The following is a 15,221-nucleotide window of genomic DNA, read 5'->3' as shown; positions in this document are numbered from 1 at the left end:
GGATACGGTCGGGGCATGGCGGTCGATGAGGGTGTGCGAACCGACGCGAGGCTCTGCGAGCTGGTCCTGGGCGAGTCGGTGACCGCCTACCTGGCGAACGCCGACTCCGTCGAGGAACACCGCGCCCGGTTACGCGTCGGCGGCGACCAGCTCCGCGGCGCCGCACCGCGACTGGCCGCGGTCCGCCGCGTCATCCTGGCCTTCCAGATCGAGAACGCGTTGGGGTCGGTGGCGACCTGGCTGCGGTTCGGTCATCAGCCCGACGAGGTTCCGGCCCGCATCATCCGGGACCAGGGTGACGACGAGCGGCTCTGCGCGGGGCTGGCCGAGGCCGCGAGCAAATGGCTCAGCGACCACCGCGTGTCCTACGCCCACTGAGGATCGGTCCCGCCGAGGTATCGGTCGGCGTGTGCGCGCCTGTCGATCCTGTCCTGGAACAGCCGGCGCAGCGTGTCCCGGTCACCGGTCGCCGCCGCGACCCGGACCTTGCCGCCCGGCCCGGTCTCGGCGTAGACGTCACCCCGGCTGCCGACCAGCAGCACGGCGTTCGGACTGGTGTGGGTCGCGGTGACCCGGACCCGCAGCCCGCAGAGCGTGGCATCGGCGTCGATCTCGGCCAGCACGTCGTCGAGTAGCCGGGACACGTCGCCGCTCGGCAGCAGCCGGTGGCTGCGGGGTTCGGCGGCGCGGCCCGCCGGGACGGCCACGTGCAGGACCCACTGGCGGATGCCCTCCCCGGCCAGCCGTCGGGCCAGGGCGAGCAGGGCCGCCCGATCCTCGTTGGCGCTGGACACGACGGTCTGCACGGTCGTCGCGATGTCGGCCGCGACGGCCCGCCGGATCGTCGTCCAGGCCGCGGCGTGTGAGCTCGTTCCGCGCGCCAGCAGCCGCGGGTTGATCGGGCGCAGCCGATCGTGCACCGCGGCGTCGGCGCTGTCCACCGAGACGCGCAGGTGGCCCTGCACGCTTTTCAGCGCCGGCAGCAGCGGGGTGATGTCGCCGGCCCCGGAGGTGTCGATGACGATGGCCTTCTCCGGTGCCAGTGCCATGATCAGGCGTTCGGTGCGGTCCGGCCGCAGGATCGGGTCCCCGCCGGTGATCACGGCGACCATCGCCGGGACGGCGGCGGCGGTCATCGCCACCCGGTCGACGTCGTCGTCGGTCTCGCCGGCCCGGAACGGCTGCATCAGATCGTCGGCGTGGCAATAACCGCACCGCAGCGGACAAAGGGCGGTCGCGAACGCATTGACCACCAATGGTTCGGTGACTTCCGGCAGATCCGGGAAATCACCGATGAGTGCCCGCCCGAACCTGAAACGCTTTTCTGGAACCGACGGAATGTCGAGTACCCCGACGCGGACCAATTCGGCGGCCAATGCCCGATTCTCGACGTCTCCGGTGTCGAGCAGGTGGGCGGCTTTGCGGTCCAGGGCCACGAAGTGATCCCGGTCAGGGACGTAGACCAGGGCACCGAACGGCTCGGGTCGCAGGCGTACGCCGTCGCGTCGACGGACCTGACCGGAATGGCTCTGTGTAGACAGCGTGACTCCCCGATGTGTCTCCGGGGGGTCATTCGCCTCGGTGATCAGGCCTGGGGGCATGAGCGAGAACTATAGGGCTCGAACGGCCCGTTCGGGCGTTTTCTGATCCCGCGTCCAACCCCTTTCACTTAGCGTCTCACCAACCAATACAGCGCGTTCGGCCTTTGCGTGTCGTGGCGGGCGGTCACCTGACCGAGTGCGCGCCGGTCCGCGCGGTCGGTCAGGTGGCGGCCTGTCGATAGGGTGGGGTGATCTCGGATGGCTGGGGGCGGGTCGGGGATGGAACACCACGAGATCGAGGCGGTTCTGGAGGAGCACCCGCAGGTGCGCCGGAGTGCTGTCGTGGTCACGGCCACCGAGCGGTCCGGGTCGACGATGATCGCCTACGTCGAGGGCGACGACCTGCAGCCGGCGCGGATCCGGGCGTATCTGCTGGCGGCCGGACTCCCCGCGGAGTCGGTGCCGCAGTTGGTCGTACCGCTGCCGGTCCTGCCGTTGTCGGTGTCCGGTGAGGTGGATCGGTCCGGGCTGCCGTTGCCGCCGTTGCCGGTCGCGGCGGTCGGCAAGAGCGCTGCGGGCGATGTCCATCCGTGGTTTCTGCTCGCCGCGGTCGTCATGCTGACGGTGACGTTGGTCGCCCCGGCGACGTTGACCGATGTGCTGTGGCCCGGCTCGACCGACCTGACCTACGTGCCGTCGCCGTGGTCGTGGCTGTTTCGTGGGCTCTACCTGGCCGAGTGGTTGTCGTTCTCGTTCGGGTTGGTGTTCCTGCTGGTCGGTCGGGCTTCGGTGGCGCGGCTCGCCGGCGGGCCGTGGTGGACGACGGCGGTGCATCTGTCGCTGGGGTGGCTGCTGGTGGCGTGGTGGCCGCAGGACAACTTCTACCGGCTGGCCGACAAGTTCGACTGGCCGCGGCAGGCCGCGCTGGTGTACGGCTTCAACATCACGCTGATGCTGGCCGCCGCGACGCTGGCGGTGTTCGTCCTGTTCGGCCGTCGCCGGGACTGAGCTCCGTGTCGCGGAAGATGTCGCCGAGTGCCGTAGCGGCCTGACGGACCGCGGTTTCGGCGTCGGTCACCGCCTGGACGGTGCGGGCCGCGAGGGCGACACCCAGGTAGGGCGCGGCGTCGAACGCGGCGGTGGGGATCGTGACCAGCAGCGTCGCGTCGAGACTCGCGCAGTGTTCGGTGAGTCGGGCGACGTGCTCGCGTAGGGCGGCGGACGGTAGGCGGGCGCCCAACCGGAGCTGGTCGACGGTGCGGACGATGTGCCGGCCGCCCCGCTCGCGGTCCAACGCGGCCTGGATGTGGAAGGCGGCCGACGGTCCGGTCAGCCGCAGGTTGATCTCGGTCGGCGTCAATCGGCCGGACGTGGTGGCGACGAAGTCGACGTCGTACCAGCCGCGGTAGCCGGCGGCGGCCAGCGCCTGGCCGACGGCGACCCCGAACGCGCCGGCGATCCGGGCCACGTCGTCGGGCAGGACGCCGGGCCCGACGGTCACGCCGCGGTAGGCGGTGGTTTCGACGTGCATCAGGCCGGTGCCGACCGGGTGCACCCAGCCGTCGGCGGCGACGACCGCGTCGAAGGTGACGTCACGGTGGGCCGGGTCGCCTTCGACGAACTCCTCCAGCAGGGCGCCGCCGTACATCCAGTCCCACACCTGCCGGCGCAGGTCGGGGGTGTCGGCCGACACGATCAGGGTGCCGGCACCGCCGACGCCGTGTCGGCGTTTGAGGACCATCCGCCCGTTGTGGGCCAGTTCGCGTTTCAGCCGCCGGAACGAGGTGATCTCGCGCTGGTCCAGGACGGCGATGCCCGGATGGTCCGCGGCCAGTGCGTGGAACAGGGCGTTCGCCTTCGACTTGGACTCGTACTTGCGCATCGCCCGCACCACGTCGTCCGGGCACAGGGCGATCGCCGCCAGACCCGGCGTCCAGCCCCATGGGCGTACCTGTCGGCGGCCGGCCGCGATCCGCCGGGTCAGCGTCGGCGACCCGCCGATGGCCGCGTCCATCCGCCCGTCGTCGGCGAGACCGCTGATCACCTCGGTGTCGGTCCAGCCGAGGATCTCGCTGACGTGGCCGGTCCACCAGTCGTCGACCGGCATCGGCAGCAGGACGGTGGCGGGCCGGTCGGCGCCGAACACGGCCAGGCACGAGTAGTGGTCGGGGCCGCGTGGCCGTCCACCGAACTGGGCGTTGAACTCGGCGGCGTTGCCGACCACGATCGGCCGGCCGGGGCCGCCGGTCCAGGCCGCCGACCACGACGGGTCGGGCGTCGGCGGCCACGCCTGCATCCGGACCAGCTCGCCGGGGCCCGGCGGCTCCGATCCGGGTACGGGTTCGGCGCCGAGCCTGCGGTAGAACGCGACGGCGTGCGGGTCGGCGTCGATGGTGAGCCGGTGGAACCCGAGCCGCCCGGCCTCGGTGAGGACATGCCGGTAGAGAGCTTGTCCGATCCCGTGGTGCATGTCCGGCGGGTCGACGAACAGAAGACCGATCTCACCGTACGGCGGACGACCGTCCAGGGTGGCCACGCCCACCGGTGTCCCGTCGCGGTCGGCGACCACCGTCCGTCGGGGGAGTACCTCGTCCGGCCGGATCCGCAACTGCTCGCGCCAGGTGTCCAGGAACGTCTGGTCGTACCCCCAAGCGGCCTTTGATCGCAGCACCAGATCGGTGAGTAGCCCGGCCTCCGCGGGTGCGGCCGCCCGCAGCCGGAAATAGTCAGCCCCCATGTTCGCAGACTAGGTGTTCTGCCCAGAGAGGTTGGGAACGCGGTTGGCGGGTGGTCCGCCGATGGCGGTGTGGTGGCGGTGGTGATTGTAGGTGTGCAGGAATCGGGGTAGGGCTTTGCGTCGGGCGTTTTCGCTGGTGTAAGGCTTGGCGTAGGCCCATTCCTCGGTCAGGGTGCGGTGGAAGCGTTCGACCTTGCCGTTGGTTTGTGGCCGGTAGGGGCGGGTCTTCTTAACCCGGACGCCGAGTTCGGTGCAGGTCTCGGTCCAGAGCCGGGCTTTGTAGCAGGATCCGTTGTCGGTCAGGACCCGGGCGACGGTGATGCCGTGGCTGGTGAACCAGGCGTGGGCGCGTCGCCAGAACCCGGCGGCGGTCTCTTTGGTTTCGTCGGCCAGGATTTCGGTGTAGGCCAGCCGGGAGTGGTCGTCGAGGGCGGTGTGCAGGTAGGCGTATCCGAGCTGGGCTGCGCCGTTCTTGCCGTTAGCGTGTCCGGGAGTTGCGGTGCGGTTGAGATTGCCTTGGCGGCGACCTTGGGTGCGCCAGCCGCCGCCGGTGGGGATGTTGCCGAGTTTCTTGATGTCGACGTGGATCAGGTCACCGGGCGTCTGATGTTCGTAGCGGCGGATCGGCTCGGCGGTGGCCCGGTCGAGATGAGACAGGCGGGCGGCGCCGGCGCGGCGCAGGATCGCGTGGCAGGTCGAGGCCGCAAGACCCAGTCGCCAGCCGATCCGTACCGGCCCGAGTCGTTTGCTGCGGCGCAGGTGTAAGACGCGACGTTCGACCGGGCGGGGTGTGCGGTTCGGGCTCGTGTGGGGCCGGCTGGGCCGGTCAGCCATGCCTGCGGCGCCGTCGGTGCGGTAGCGGTCGGCCCAGCGTTTCGCGGTTGTCGGGCTCACCTGGAACCGGTCCGCCGCCCGGCGCAACGGCCATTCGTCATCGACGACGCACCGTGCCAGCCGCAATCGGCCACGTTCGGTCAGTGTGGCATTAGCGTGGGGCATAGAGGGCCTCCCGGGTGAAACGGAACCTTAGACAAGCTCCACCTCACCCGGAGGTCCTCACCTATTTCAGGAACTCCACCGCGTTACCAACGTCCGTGGTCAGAACAACTAGGCGATGGCGTGGCAGTCGGCGCTTTCCTTGGGGCGTGCGTCGTAGCAGCCGTATTGCAGGCCGTTCGCGGGTTGGTCGAGAAGGCCGTCGCTGAAGTGGATCACGGAGACCCAGCCCCAGCGGCCGTTGTCGGCCCGGGTGAAGGCCCACCAGAAGTTGTGCGTCGCATCGAAGGTGTGCGGTTCGCCCGGTTGCTGGCCCAGGAACCAGGTGGAGCCGCCCTTCGCGAGTGATCCGACCGGCGCGGAGGTGGGATCCGGGTGGGTCATCACCGGCACGTCGCCGGTGGCGAGGGTGCAGTACTGCCCGGTGAGCCGGTGCTCCTCGATCCATTGGGGAACGCTGCAGTCGCCGCCACCGCCCCCGGCGGCGGTGGTGTGCAGCCAGTCGCCCAGCAGGGCCAGGTGATTGCTGCTGAGATAGTCGACGCTGCCGTAGAGGGCGTCGGTCCAGAAGTCGCTGCGGTTGGTGCAGTCGTGCGGGTCCCACACCCGTACGTGATGGCCGGTGGTCTGTGCCGTGATGACGTCGTCCCAGTGCTTGAGCTGGATCGGCTCTTCGCCGGGCCCGGTGCAGTTCTGGTCCGTGACCGGGTTCGGGAAAGTGATCACCGGCACCAGGTCCGCGTTGTACTGGTCCCGGTCGAGGGCGAAGCTTCCGTCGAGGAACGCGTAGCGGTCGGCCTGTCGGGTGAGCAGTTCGCGTACCGAATCGTCGCCGGTCCCGGCGGGCAGCCGGTCGTTGTTGTGGTCGCCGGTGACGACGACCTGCACCGGACCCCAGCGGCGTCCCGCCGCGTCGACATGGAAGAGCATGCTCTGGTACGGGACGAGCGCGTCGATGATCGTGCGGGCGACCACCAGCGGGTTGTTGGCGTCGGTGGCCGCCGCGGCCCGGTCGGCGGGCAGGACGCAGCCGGAGGTGTCGGCCACGCAGGTGATCTCGACGAACAGCAGGACCGGCTGGTGGAAACCCGGATACACCCGGCCGCCATGGCTGCTCACCCGGGTCTGGAGGCTCTGCAGGTAGGTCGAGTCGAAGGGCTTCGCCTCGATCCGGTTGCCGCCGGGGTCCCGGCAGACGTCGCCGTCGAGGTGATGGCAGAGCACGAGGGTGCCGTCGTGCAGGACGACGTCGACGTCGATACCGGTGAATCCGTGATCGAGCGCGTCCTGCAGCGGCCGCTGGTTGAGGTAGTCGTCCCGGGCGTCCCCGTGGTCCAGGGGCGTGACCGCGGCCACCGCGGCCGGAGCCGGGGCCGGCACCGCGGCCTTCCGCTCCTGCTGTTCCCGGCCGTGGAAGCCGGCGGCCGCCGCGACGCCGATGAGCACCAGGACACCGAGGGTGCCGGCGATCAGAGTCCGGCGGCGGACCGGTCGGCGGGTGGTGAAATAGGCGTCGATGACCACGGGTTCCGCTCGCCGCGGCTCGTCGGACTGCGCCGCCCGGTGGGGTACCGGCATGAGGTCCGGTGACCGCTCGTCCGCCTGCCGGGCCGCGTCGACCAGCGCGGACACGTGGGCGGCGGCCACGACGAACCGGTCGGCGTCGGCGGGGTCGAGGGGTGCACCGGCGATGAGGTGGGCGGCGCGGGCGACCGCGAGGACGAGCGCCGGCTCGGTGACCGACTTCGGGTCACCGGCCAGAACGGCCGCGATGTCGTTCTTGTCCACGGACAGACCGGGAGCCAGCCGGTGGGTCCGGATCACCTCGGCGAGGTGCCGCAGCGAGGCGGGTTGCCGGCGTCGGCGGGGCGCGGGTGTTCCGGGCGGCGGGGTGTAGGCGCCGTTCTGTGCGGCGTGCGAGACCAGGGCGTTCAGGCGGGACGCCAGCAGTTGTGCGGCCTCATGGACTTCACTCCACCAGGGCGACAACGTCTCCCGCACCAGACCTCCCCGCACCACACCAAATCCGGACCCATCGGCCATGATGCCCCATCGATCGACAATCGGCCATGTCCCGCGGCGTCTCAGCGCGGCCGTCGTCGACCTGGAGGCGACGGATGAGACCTGCTCAGGGGTGGTCTCTGCCTGAAATTGACCTGCTGAAACGGTCTCCGGGGAGACCGCGGGTGCGGTCTCCCCGGAGGGGTGGGAGTCGGTCAGGCGGCTGCGCGTCGGCCGACCACGATCGCGCCTGAGGCCTGGGCCCAGCCGGCGAACTCGTTCAGCGGGGTGTTGCTGATGCGGAACGTGCCGTCACCGTTCGCGAACGCCACCGGCTGGGTGTACCACCACGGGGTGTTCGGGCCGGGGGTCAGTGCCACGTCCGTGCGGCCGTCGCGGTTGTAGTCGCCGGTCACCACGGTCACTCCGGGGACCTGCGCCCAGCCGGCGAAGTCACCGACGCCGGTGTTGGTGACCCGGAAGGATCCGTCGCCGACGGAGAACGCCACCGGCACGGTGTTCCAGCCGGCGCCGCCGGTCAGGGCCAGGTCGGTACGGCCGTCGCTGTTGAAGTCACCGGCCACCGTCCTCGCCCCGGTGGCCTGCGACCAGCCGGCGAACTCGTTCAGCGGCGTGTTGGTGATGCGGAAGGTGCCGTCGCCGTTGGAGAACGCCACCGGCTGGGTGTACCACCAGGGGGTGTTCGGGCCGGGTGTGAGCGCGATGTCCGTACGGCCGTCGGCATTGAAGTCTCCGGTGTTGAGCCGGACACCCGGGGCCTGGGCCCAGCCGCCGAAGTCGCCGACACCGGTGTTGGTGACCCGGAAGGATCCGTCGCCGACGGAGAACGCCACCGGCACGGTGTTCCAGCCGGCGCCGCCGGTCAGGGCCAGGTCGGTACGGCCGTCCTTGTTGAAGTCACCGGCGAAGGGGCCGGCTCCGGGCTCCTGCGCCCACGCGGCGAAACCGCTCACCGGCGTGTTGGTGATCCGGAAGGTGCCGTCGCCGTTGGAGAACGCCATCGGCACCGTCGTCCAGCCGGCGCCGCCGGTCAGGGCCAGGTCGGTACGGCCGTCGTTGTTGAAGTCACCGGCGACCGGGGTCGCCCCGGACTCCTGCGCCCAGGCGGCGAAGTTGTTCAGCGGCGTGTTGGTGATGCGGAAGGTGCCGTCGCCGTTGGAGAACGCCACCGGCTGGGTGTACCACCAGGGGGTGTTCGGGCCGGGTGTGAGCGCGACGTCCGTACGTCCATCGGCGTTGAAGTCTCCGGTGTTGAGCCGGACGCCCGGAACCCCGGCCCAGCCGGCGAAGTCGCCGACGCCGGTGTTGGTGACCCGGAACGTGCCGTCGCCGACGGAGAACGCGGCAGGCATGGTGTTCCAGCCGGCGCCGCCGGTCAGGGCCAGGTCGGTACGGCCGTCGGCGTTGAGGTCGCCGCCGGCGAGCACCGGGGCGGTCCCGGTGGCGGCGGCCGAGTAGAGCAGCCGGTTGGGGGAGCCCGTGCCGATCTGGCTCAGGGCGTCGTTGGTGGCGGTGTTGACGATCAGCGACTTGATCGTCGCGGGTGCTGCCGTCGGGCGGCTCTCCAGGAAGAGCGCCGCGGTGCCGGTGACGTGTGGTGCGGCCATCGAGGTGCCGTCGAGGGTCGCCGTGGCGGTGTCGGAGGTGAACCAGGCCGAGGTGACTCCGGTTCCCGGCGCGAACAGCGTGACACACGTTCCGAAGTTGGAGTAGCCGGTGTCGCGGCTGTCCGAGCGGGTGCTGGCGGCCACCGTGATGGCGGCCGGTGTGCGGGCCGGGCTCTGGGCGCAGGCGTCGGAGGCCGCGTTGCCGGCGGAGACGGCGTAGGTCACGCCGGAGTTGATCGAGCGGGTGACCGCGTCGTCGAGGGCCTGGTTGGCGCCGCCGCCCAGACTCATGTTGGCCACCGACGGGCCGGTGTGGTTGCCGGTCACCCAGTCGACGCCCGCGATGATCGTGGAGGTCGGGCTGGAGCCGCTGCATCCGAAGACCCGGACCGGGACCAGGGTGACGGCCTTGGCCACCCCATAGGTGGTGCCGCCGACGGTGCCGGCGACATGCGTGCCGTGCCCCCGGCAGTCGTCGGTGCCGCGGCCGTCGCCGACGAAGTCGACGCCCTGGCCGACCCGGCCGGTGAACTCGGAGTGGCCGGCGCGGATGCCGCTGTCGATCACGTACGCGGTCACGCCGGCGCCGGTCGCCCTGGCGGCGTAGGTGCCGTTCAGTGTGGAGCCGCGCTGGTCGACGCGGTCCAGGCCCCAGGTCGCCGAGGTCTGCACGCCGTCGGGGTTGATCAGCTGGTCGGCCGCGACATAGGCGACGGCCGGATCGTTGCGTACGGCTTCGAGCTGGTCGGCGGTGAGGGTGGCGGAGTAGCCGTGCAGTGCGTGCTGGTACTCCTGCTTGATCTTCACGCCGCTGGTGCGGGAGCGGGCTACGGCTTTGGAGCGGTCGGCGGCCTGTCGCAGGACGACGATGTAGCTGTCGGCGGCGACCGGTTCGCCGGATGCGGTGATCAGCGGTGCCGGGTCGGCCGGCGCGGCGACGGCCGAGGTGGCCGGCGTCAGGGCCGACACCGCCACCGCCGCTACGGCGAACATGGATGTTGCGGGAATTCTCACGCGCCCCGTCCTTTCGGTTCCATCGACCTGCCTCGCTGCGGCAGATCGGGGGAATCGTGGCGGGGGCGTTGAGACGGCGCTGACGTGGCGCTGAAAACGCCACGTCAGGTGGTGTTCGGCACACCCCTCCTCAATATCTGACTAGTCAGCTACTGTCTAGGCAGATGATTTGGAGGGGTTGACGTCATGCGGTTGATCTACGTTTTCGACGCCTACTGCGGGTGGTGTCACGGTTTCTCGCCGACCCTGAGCGAGATCACGGCGAACCACCCCGACCTGCCGGTCGAGGTCGTCTCCGGCGGACTGTTCGTCGGCTCGCGCCGGCTCCCGATCCGTGAGTTCGGCTACGTCCAGGGCGCGAACGCCAACATTCACGAGGTGACCGGCGCCGAGTTCAGCGACGCCTACGAGCGGCTCATCGCCGACGGCTCGTTCGTCATGGACTCCGAGGCCGCTGCCCGGGGATTCGCCGTCCTGCGCGCGGCGGCGCCGGAGCGGGCCGTCGAACTGGCCACCGCACTTCAGCACGCGTTCTACATCGACGGCCGTAGCCTGTCCGACCCGGACACCTACCGGGCGGTCGCGGCCCGTACCGGCCTCGACGCCGAAACCGTCGCGGCGGCCTTCACCGACCCCGGCTCGTCGGCCGCCGCGGCAGCCGACTTCCGCCGCGCCGCTCGGCTCGGCGTCACCGGCTTCCCCACCCTTCTCGCGGTGCACGGCGACGAGACCACCCCGATCGCGTACGGCCAAGCCGCCCCCGCCCAGGTCGAAGCCCGCCTGGCCGCCCTGACCGGGAGCCGGTCATGACCGATTTCGCCACCTCGACGGCACCCACCGACGTCGTCCGCCGCCAGTACCTGGCCTCGGCCACCCGCGACCTGGAAGCCCTGCGCGCCACCCTGGCCCCGGACGTCGAGTGGACCGAGATGGCCGGTTTCCCGCTGGCCGGCACCTACCGCACACCGGAGGGCGTGACCGGCAACGTCATGGAGAAGCTCGGCGCCGACTGGGACGACTGGACCGCCCACGACGACACCTACGTCACCGAGGGCGAGAACGTCGTGGTCCTGGCCCGGTACACCGCCGTGAACAAGGCGACCGGCCGGTCCATCGACGTCCGGGTCGCGCACCATTTCGTGGTACGCGGTGGTCAGATCGTTCGATTCGAACAGTTCGTGGACACGGCCAAGGTCCGCGAGGCGATGGCCTGACCGTTCGTGGCAGGCGACGGGCCTGGACGCCGACGCCCGCCTCTGCGGTCGGCAGGCGGGGATGCCCAGCCCGGCTGAGTGATCATTGCTGCGCGTGCGTTGTCGTGGAGCGTTCAGAATCGCTGCTCAACGTGGTCTTGACCTGGTCCAGCAGGGCTGCCGCGCTGAACGGTTTGTTGAGTATGGGCACGCCGTCGGGCAGCCGGCGGTTGCTGTCGGCGGTGTAACCCGACATGAAGACGATGCGCATCGACGGGCGGGCCCGGACAGATGTCTGGATGAACTCCAGGATCGGCATGCCGGGCATGATGACGTCCGACAGCAGCAGATCGAAGGGGGCCGGGTCGTCCTGCACGTGCCGCAACGCCTCGTCACGGGTGGCGGCATCGACGACCTGGTACCCGCCACGGGTGAGCACCCGCCGGGTGATGGCGCGGATGTCGTCGTCGTCCTCGACCACCAGAATGCGTTCCCCCAGGCCGCGGGCGGCTTCACCGGCGGCCGCCGGAGCCTCGGTGATCGGCGCCGGCCGGTCGGCCGCCGGTAGGTAGACGGTGATTCGGGTTCCCGCGCCGGGCGCCGAGTCGACGGCGATCGCTCCGGCCGCCTCGTGCACGGCGCCGTAGACGGTCGCCAGGCCGAGGCCGCTGCCCTGGCCGGTGGCGCGGGTGGTGAAGAACGGCTCGAACGCTCGCCGTCGTACCTCCTCGTCCATGCCGCAGCCGGTATCGGCGACGGTGAGACTGACGAAGTGCTGCGATGACGGCCGGGCGCCCAACGCCGCCGCCGGGACCTGGTCGACTCGTCGCGTCCGGATGACGAGGCTTCCGCCTTCCGGCATCGCGGCTCGTGCGTTGACCACCAGGTTCATGATGATCTGTTCGAGGCGGCTGGGATCGATGATGACGCTGTCGAGGCCCGGCTCGATGTCGAGGACGAACTCGATGTCCTCGCCGATGGTGCGGCGCAGCAGGCGTTCGATCTGGCTGACCACGTGGTTGAGATCCACCACCTCGGGCTGCGAGGGTTGCAGGCGGCTGAAGATGAGCAGCTGGCGGGTCAGTGCGGCGGCGCGGCGGGCGGCGTCGTCGATGTTCTCCAGGTCGGCGCGGCACAGGTGGTCGGGTCCGAGTTCGTCGAGGACGAAGCCGATGTAGCCGCTGATCACGCCGAGGATGTTGTTGAAGTCATGGGCGACGCCGCCGGCGAGTTGGCCGAGGGAGTCGAGGCGTTCCGCCTGGTAGAGCTGACGTTCGAGTTCGCGACGCTGTTCGGCGGCCTCGACTTCGGCGGTGATGTCGCGCAGGATGCCTTCGACGGCGATCGGTTCGTCGCCGTCGTACACCGCGACGAGGCGTTGTTCGGCGCAGGCGCGGGTGCCGTCGGTGCGTGGCCAGTGCAGGACGAGTGGGGCCTCCGGTGGTGACTGCCACGATCGCCGCATGATGTCGCGGTCTTCGGGATCGGTGGTGTCGAAGAGCAGTTCGGGATGCTCGTACAGTTCGTCGGGGGTCAGTCCGGTGATCGAGGCCACGGCCGGGCTGATGTATTCGAGTTCCGGGGTCCGGCCGGGGCGGAACCGGAACAGCACGTCCTGGAGGTTCTCCGCCACCAGCCGGAAGCGTTCCTCACTGGTGGCCAGCGCCGCCTCGGCCTGCCGGCGTTCGTGACGCCCACGTGCGTCGCGGAGTTCGCGTTGTACCGCCGGCGCAAGGCGGGCGAGTTTGTCCTTCAGGACGAAGTCGGCGGCACCGGCCCGCATGAGGGCGGTGGCGGACTCCTCGCCGATCTGGCCGGAGACGACGATGAACGGCACGTCCAGTCGACTGTCGCGCAGCAGTCGTAGTGCGGATTCGGCGTCGAACGTCGGCATCCGGTTGTCGGAGATCACGATGTCGGGGGAGTGGCGCTGCAACGCGGCCCGCATTCCGTCGGCGGTCTCGACCCGCTCGTAGTCGACGCGCAGGCCTGACCGGCGTAGCCGGTTGACCACCAGTACGGCGTCGTCCTCGCTGTCCTCGATGAGTAGCAGTCGGATCCCGTCGGGCTCGTCAGTCATGATGTCGTCCGACCGGCCGGTTCACCAACAGCCAGTACATGCCGAGTACGCGTACCGCCTCCAGAAATTCGTCGAAGGCCACAGGTTTGCGGACGAAACTGTTGGCGCCGAGGTCGTAGGTGTTGACGATGTCGCGTTCCTCGGTGGACGTCGTGAGCACGACGACCGGCAGATATCGGGTCCGCGGGTCGTCGCGGATGTGCCGCAGCACCTCGAGACCACTGACCTTCGGCATGTTGAGGTCCAGCAGGACGAGCGCCGGCAGCGTGTCCGGTTGCCCGTCGGCGGGGAACAGGTACCGGATCGCCTCCTCACCGTCGCTGGCGATGTCCACGGCGTTGGTGATGTTGTTCTTGTTCAGGGCCCGGAGGGTCAGCGCCACGTCGTCGGGACTGTCGTCGATGAGCAGGATCTTCCCGTTGATGTTCATCCTGCCTCCTTCGCCAGGCTCATCAGGTTGAAGTAGAACGTCGCGCCCCGATCCACCTCGGCCTCGGCGAAGATGTGGCCGCCGTGACGGCGTACGACACGGGCCACGGTTGCGAGCCCGATGCCGGTGCCTTCGAAGTCGGAGGTCGTGTGTAGTCGCTGGAACGCGTCGAAGAGCTTGCCGGCGTAGGCCATGTCGAAACCGACACCGTTGTCGCGTACGAAGAAGTAGCTGTCGCCGGAATGGACGGTCCGGCCGACCTCGATGACGGCGTTGTCGCGTGTGGCGGTGAATTTCCAGGCGTTGGCCAGCAGATTCTGCAGGGCGAGCCGGAACAGGTGGGGATCGGCCTCGACGGTGAGCCCGTCGGACACGATCAACTCGACGGAGCGGTCCGGGTCCGTACCGCGGAGGTCCCCGATCACCTCCTGACTCATCGCCGAGATGTCCACCGTCGCGCGTTCCAGGTCGGCCCGGGTGGCCCGCGACAGATTGAGCAACGCGTCGATCATCCGGCCCATCCGACTGACGTTGCGTTGCAGCCGGTTCAGGTAGTCCTTGCCGACGTCGTCGAGAACGTCGCCGTAGTCCTCCAGCAGGGCGTCGCTGAATCCGTGCAGCGACCGCAGCGGCGCACGAAGATCGTGCGAGACGGAGTAGGCGAACGCGTCGAGCTCCTTGGTCGAGGCCTCCAATTCGGCGGTACGCTGCGCCACCCGCGTCTCGAGGTTGCTGTTGAGACGACGGATCTCGTCCTCGGCCCGTTTGCGTTCGGTGATGTCGGTCGAGATGCCGCATACGGCGTAGGGCTTGCCGGTGCTGTTCAGGACCGGGAACTTCACCGACATGTACGTGCGTACGCCGTCGACGCTGTCGGCGGTCTCCTCGTACTGCACCGTTCGACCGGCATCGGCGACCTGCAGATCGTTGGCACGCAACTCGCCGGCGAGTTCGGGCGGGAAGACGCCGTGATCGTCGAGTTTCACGACGCGTTCACGCGATACCCCGAACAGCCGCTCCCATTCCCGGTTCACGAGCAGGTAGCGGCCGTTGTCGACCCGCTTCATGTAGATGATCGACTCGGTGTTGTCGATCAGCTTCTGCAGCTGATTGTGGCTGGCCGCTGCCTCGTTGTGTGCCTCGGCACGGGCTCGGCCGGCCCGCGCCACGAGGGCCAGGCAGTAGACACCGAACCCGCCGAGCAGGCCGAGATTGACGCCGGTCACGGCCATCGTCGTACGGTCAGGATGTTTTCGGATCAGCAGGCAGCCCATCGTCGTGGCGGCCGCGACGGCGGCGCCCAGAATGGAGCGTGCATCGGCGGTGCCGACCCCGCGGGTGAGCAGACTCCGCAGAGTGGTGGCCGCAGCAGTCATCGCCATGGCGGCCCCCGATGCGCTCGAGCTTCGTCAGGGGATGACGCTAACACCGTACGTAATCGGATCAGTCGGTTTTCGTCACTGTCAGACCGATGCTCGTACTCGATGGGCAACGTCCGGCCGGTGCGATCCACGAGGGGCCGGTCTGTTCGGGGATCCGGAGCTGAGGATGTCCGGCCCGTCGGGTGCCGCTATGCCGGCACCCGACGGCCGGTGGGCAGA

12 protein-coding genes are annotated in these 15,221 nt (G+C 69.7%); 4 read left to right on the top strand and 8 right to left on the bottom strand.

The window, feature by feature from the left end:
* Nucleotides 1-15 precede the first annotated feature (15 nt).
* Nucleotides 16-378 (top strand): hypothetical protein, encoded by a 363-nt coding sequence (locus Q0Z83_RS22150; RefSeq protein ID WP_317795873.1) that lies wholly within the window; start codon nt 16-18, stop codon nt 376-378.
* On the opposite strand, the gene Q0Z83_RS22145 is transcribed toward Q0Z83_RS22150, so the two are convergent.
* The gene (locus tag Q0Z83_RS22145) at nt 366-1,601 is read right to left on the bottom strand and encodes a radical SAM protein (RefSeq protein ID WP_317795872.1); all 1,236 of its coding nucleotides are present in this window, start codon (nt 1,599-1,601) and stop codon (nt 366-368) included. The two genes, Q0Z83_RS22150 and Q0Z83_RS22145, sit on opposite strands and share 13 nt — an antisense overlap.
* Before the next feature lie 219 nt (nt 1,602-1,820).
* Here Q0Z83_RS22145 and Q0Z83_RS22140 point away from each other — a divergent pair, with 219 nt between their 5' ends.
* Nucleotides 1,821-2,549: an AMP-binding enzyme gene (locus Q0Z83_RS22140; RefSeq protein WP_317795871.1), complete on the top strand. Its 729-nt coding sequence runs from the start codon at nt 1,821-1,823 to the stop codon at nt 2,547-2,549.
* On the opposite strand, the gene Q0Z83_RS22135 is transcribed toward Q0Z83_RS22140, so the two are convergent.
* From Q0Z83_RS22135 to Q0Z83_RS22120, 4 genes are all read right to left on the bottom strand, one after another.
* Nucleotides 2,485-4,278 carry a GNAT family N-acetyltransferase gene (locus Q0Z83_RS22135; RefSeq protein WP_317795870.1) on the bottom strand — a complete coding sequence of 598 codons (1,794 nt, stop codon included), beginning with the start codon at nt 4,276-4,278 and terminating at the stop codon, nt 2,485-2,487. The two genes, Q0Z83_RS22140 and Q0Z83_RS22135, sit on opposite strands and share 65 nt — an antisense overlap.
* A gap of 9 nt (nt 4,279-4,287) precedes the next feature.
* Complete coding sequence (locus tag Q0Z83_RS22130) at nt 4,288-5,277, bottom strand: IS481 family transposase (RefSeq protein ID WP_317791925.1); 990 nt, start codon at nt 5,275-5,277, stop codon at nt 4,288-4,290.
* A 108-nt stretch (nt 5,278-5,385) separates the two neighbouring features.
* Complete coding sequence (locus Q0Z83_RS22125) at nt 5,386-7,275, bottom strand: PI-PLC domain-containing protein (RefSeq protein ID WP_317795869.1); 1,890 nt, start codon at nt 7,273-7,275, stop codon at nt 5,386-5,388.
* Nucleotides 7,276-7,490: 215 nt separating this feature from the next.
* Nucleotides 7,491-9,896, bottom strand: coding sequence for a S8 family serine peptidase (locus tag Q0Z83_RS22120; RefSeq protein ID WP_317795868.1), 2,406 nt, complete (start codon nt 9,894-9,896; stop codon nt 7,491-7,493).
* A gap of 207 nt (nt 9,897-10,103) precedes the next feature.
* On the opposite strand from Q0Z83_RS22120, the gene Q0Z83_RS22115 reads away from it, so the two are divergent.
* The gene (locus tag Q0Z83_RS22115) at nt 10,104-10,727 is read left to right on the top strand and encodes a DsbA family protein (protein WP_317795867.1); all 624 of its coding nucleotides are present in this window, start codon (nt 10,104-10,106) and stop codon (nt 10,725-10,727) included.
* Nucleotides 10,724-11,131: a nuclear transport factor 2 family protein gene (locus tag Q0Z83_RS22110; RefSeq protein WP_317795866.1), complete on the top strand. Its 408-nt coding sequence runs from the start codon at nt 10,724-10,726 to the stop codon at nt 11,129-11,131. The genes Q0Z83_RS22115 and Q0Z83_RS22110 overlap by 4 nt, the downstream gene beginning before the upstream one ends.
* Nucleotides 11,132-11,213: 82 nt before the next feature.
* Here the strand turns inward: Q0Z83_RS22110 and Q0Z83_RS22105 are convergent, their stop codons facing one another.
* From Q0Z83_RS22105 to Q0Z83_RS22095, 3 genes are read right to left on the bottom strand one after another with little or no spacing between them, the layout of a single operon-like run.
* On the bottom strand, nt 11,214-13,190 hold the full coding sequence (locus Q0Z83_RS22105; protein WP_317795865.1) for a hybrid sensor histidine kinase/response regulator: 1,977 nt from the start codon (nt 13,188-13,190) through the stop codon (nt 11,214-11,216).
* Nucleotides 13,183-13,620 (bottom strand): response regulator, encoded by a 438-nt coding sequence (locus Q0Z83_RS22100; protein ID WP_317795864.1) that lies wholly within the window; start codon nt 13,618-13,620, stop codon nt 13,183-13,185. Before Q0Z83_RS22100 ends, Q0Z83_RS22105 begins: the two co-directional genes overlap by 8 nt.
* Nucleotides 13,617-15,002 (bottom strand): sensor histidine kinase, encoded by a 1,386-nt coding sequence (locus Q0Z83_RS22095; protein WP_317795863.1) that lies wholly within the window; start codon nt 15,000-15,002, stop codon nt 13,617-13,619. The genes Q0Z83_RS22100 and Q0Z83_RS22095 overlap by 4 nt, the downstream gene beginning before the upstream one ends.
* Between the last annotated feature and the right edge of the window lie 219 nt (nt 15,003-15,221).

It is taken from the genome of Actinoplanes sichuanensis, assembly GCF_033097365.1.
Taxonomy (GTDB): Bacteria; Actinomycetota; Actinomycetes; order Mycobacteriales; family Micromonosporaceae; genus Actinoplanes; species Actinoplanes sichuanensis.
This window is presented reverse-complemented; position numbering and strand designations above follow the sequence as displayed.

Coding starts and splice junctions, on each gene's coding strand:
- Q0Z83_RS22150 (WP_317795873.1), top strand. CDS start 16: ATGGCGGTCGATGAGGGTGTGCGAACCGACGCGAGGCTCTGCGAGCTG.
- Q0Z83_RS22145 (WP_317795872.1), bottom strand. CDS start 1,601: ATGCCCCCAGGCCTGATCACCGAGGCGAATGACCCCCCGGAGACACAT.
- Q0Z83_RS22140 (WP_317795871.1), top strand. CDS start 1,821: ATGGAACACCACGAGATCGAGGCGGTTCTGGAGGAGCACCCGCAGGTG.
- Q0Z83_RS22135 (WP_317795870.1), bottom strand. CDS start 4,278: ATGGGGGCTGACTATTTCCGGCTGCGGGCGGCCGCACCCGCGGAGGCC.
- Q0Z83_RS22130 (WP_317791925.1), bottom strand. CDS start 5,277: ATGCCCCACGCTAATGCCACACTGACCGAACGTGGCCGATTGCGGCTG.
- Q0Z83_RS22120 (WP_317795868.1), bottom strand. CDS start 9,896: ATGTTCGCCGTAGCGGCGGTGGCGGTGTCGGCCCTGACGCCGGCCACC.
- Q0Z83_RS22115 (WP_317795867.1), top strand. CDS start 10,104: ATGCGGTTGATCTACGTTTTCGACGCCTACTGCGGGTGGTGTCACGGT.
- Q0Z83_RS22110 (WP_317795866.1), top strand. CDS start 10,724: ATGACCGATTTCGCCACCTCGACGGCACCCACCGACGTCGTCCGCCGC.
- Q0Z83_RS22105 (WP_317795865.1), bottom strand. CDS start 13,190: ATGACTGACGAGCCCGACGGGATCCGACTGCTACTCATCGAGGACAGC.
- Q0Z83_RS22100 (WP_317795864.1), bottom strand. CDS start 13,620: ATGAACATCAACGGGAAGATCCTGCTCATCGACGACAGTCCCGACGAC.
- Q0Z83_RS22095 (WP_317795863.1), bottom strand. CDS start 15,002: ATGGCGATGACTGCTGCGGCCACCACTCTGCGGAGTCTGCTCACCCGC.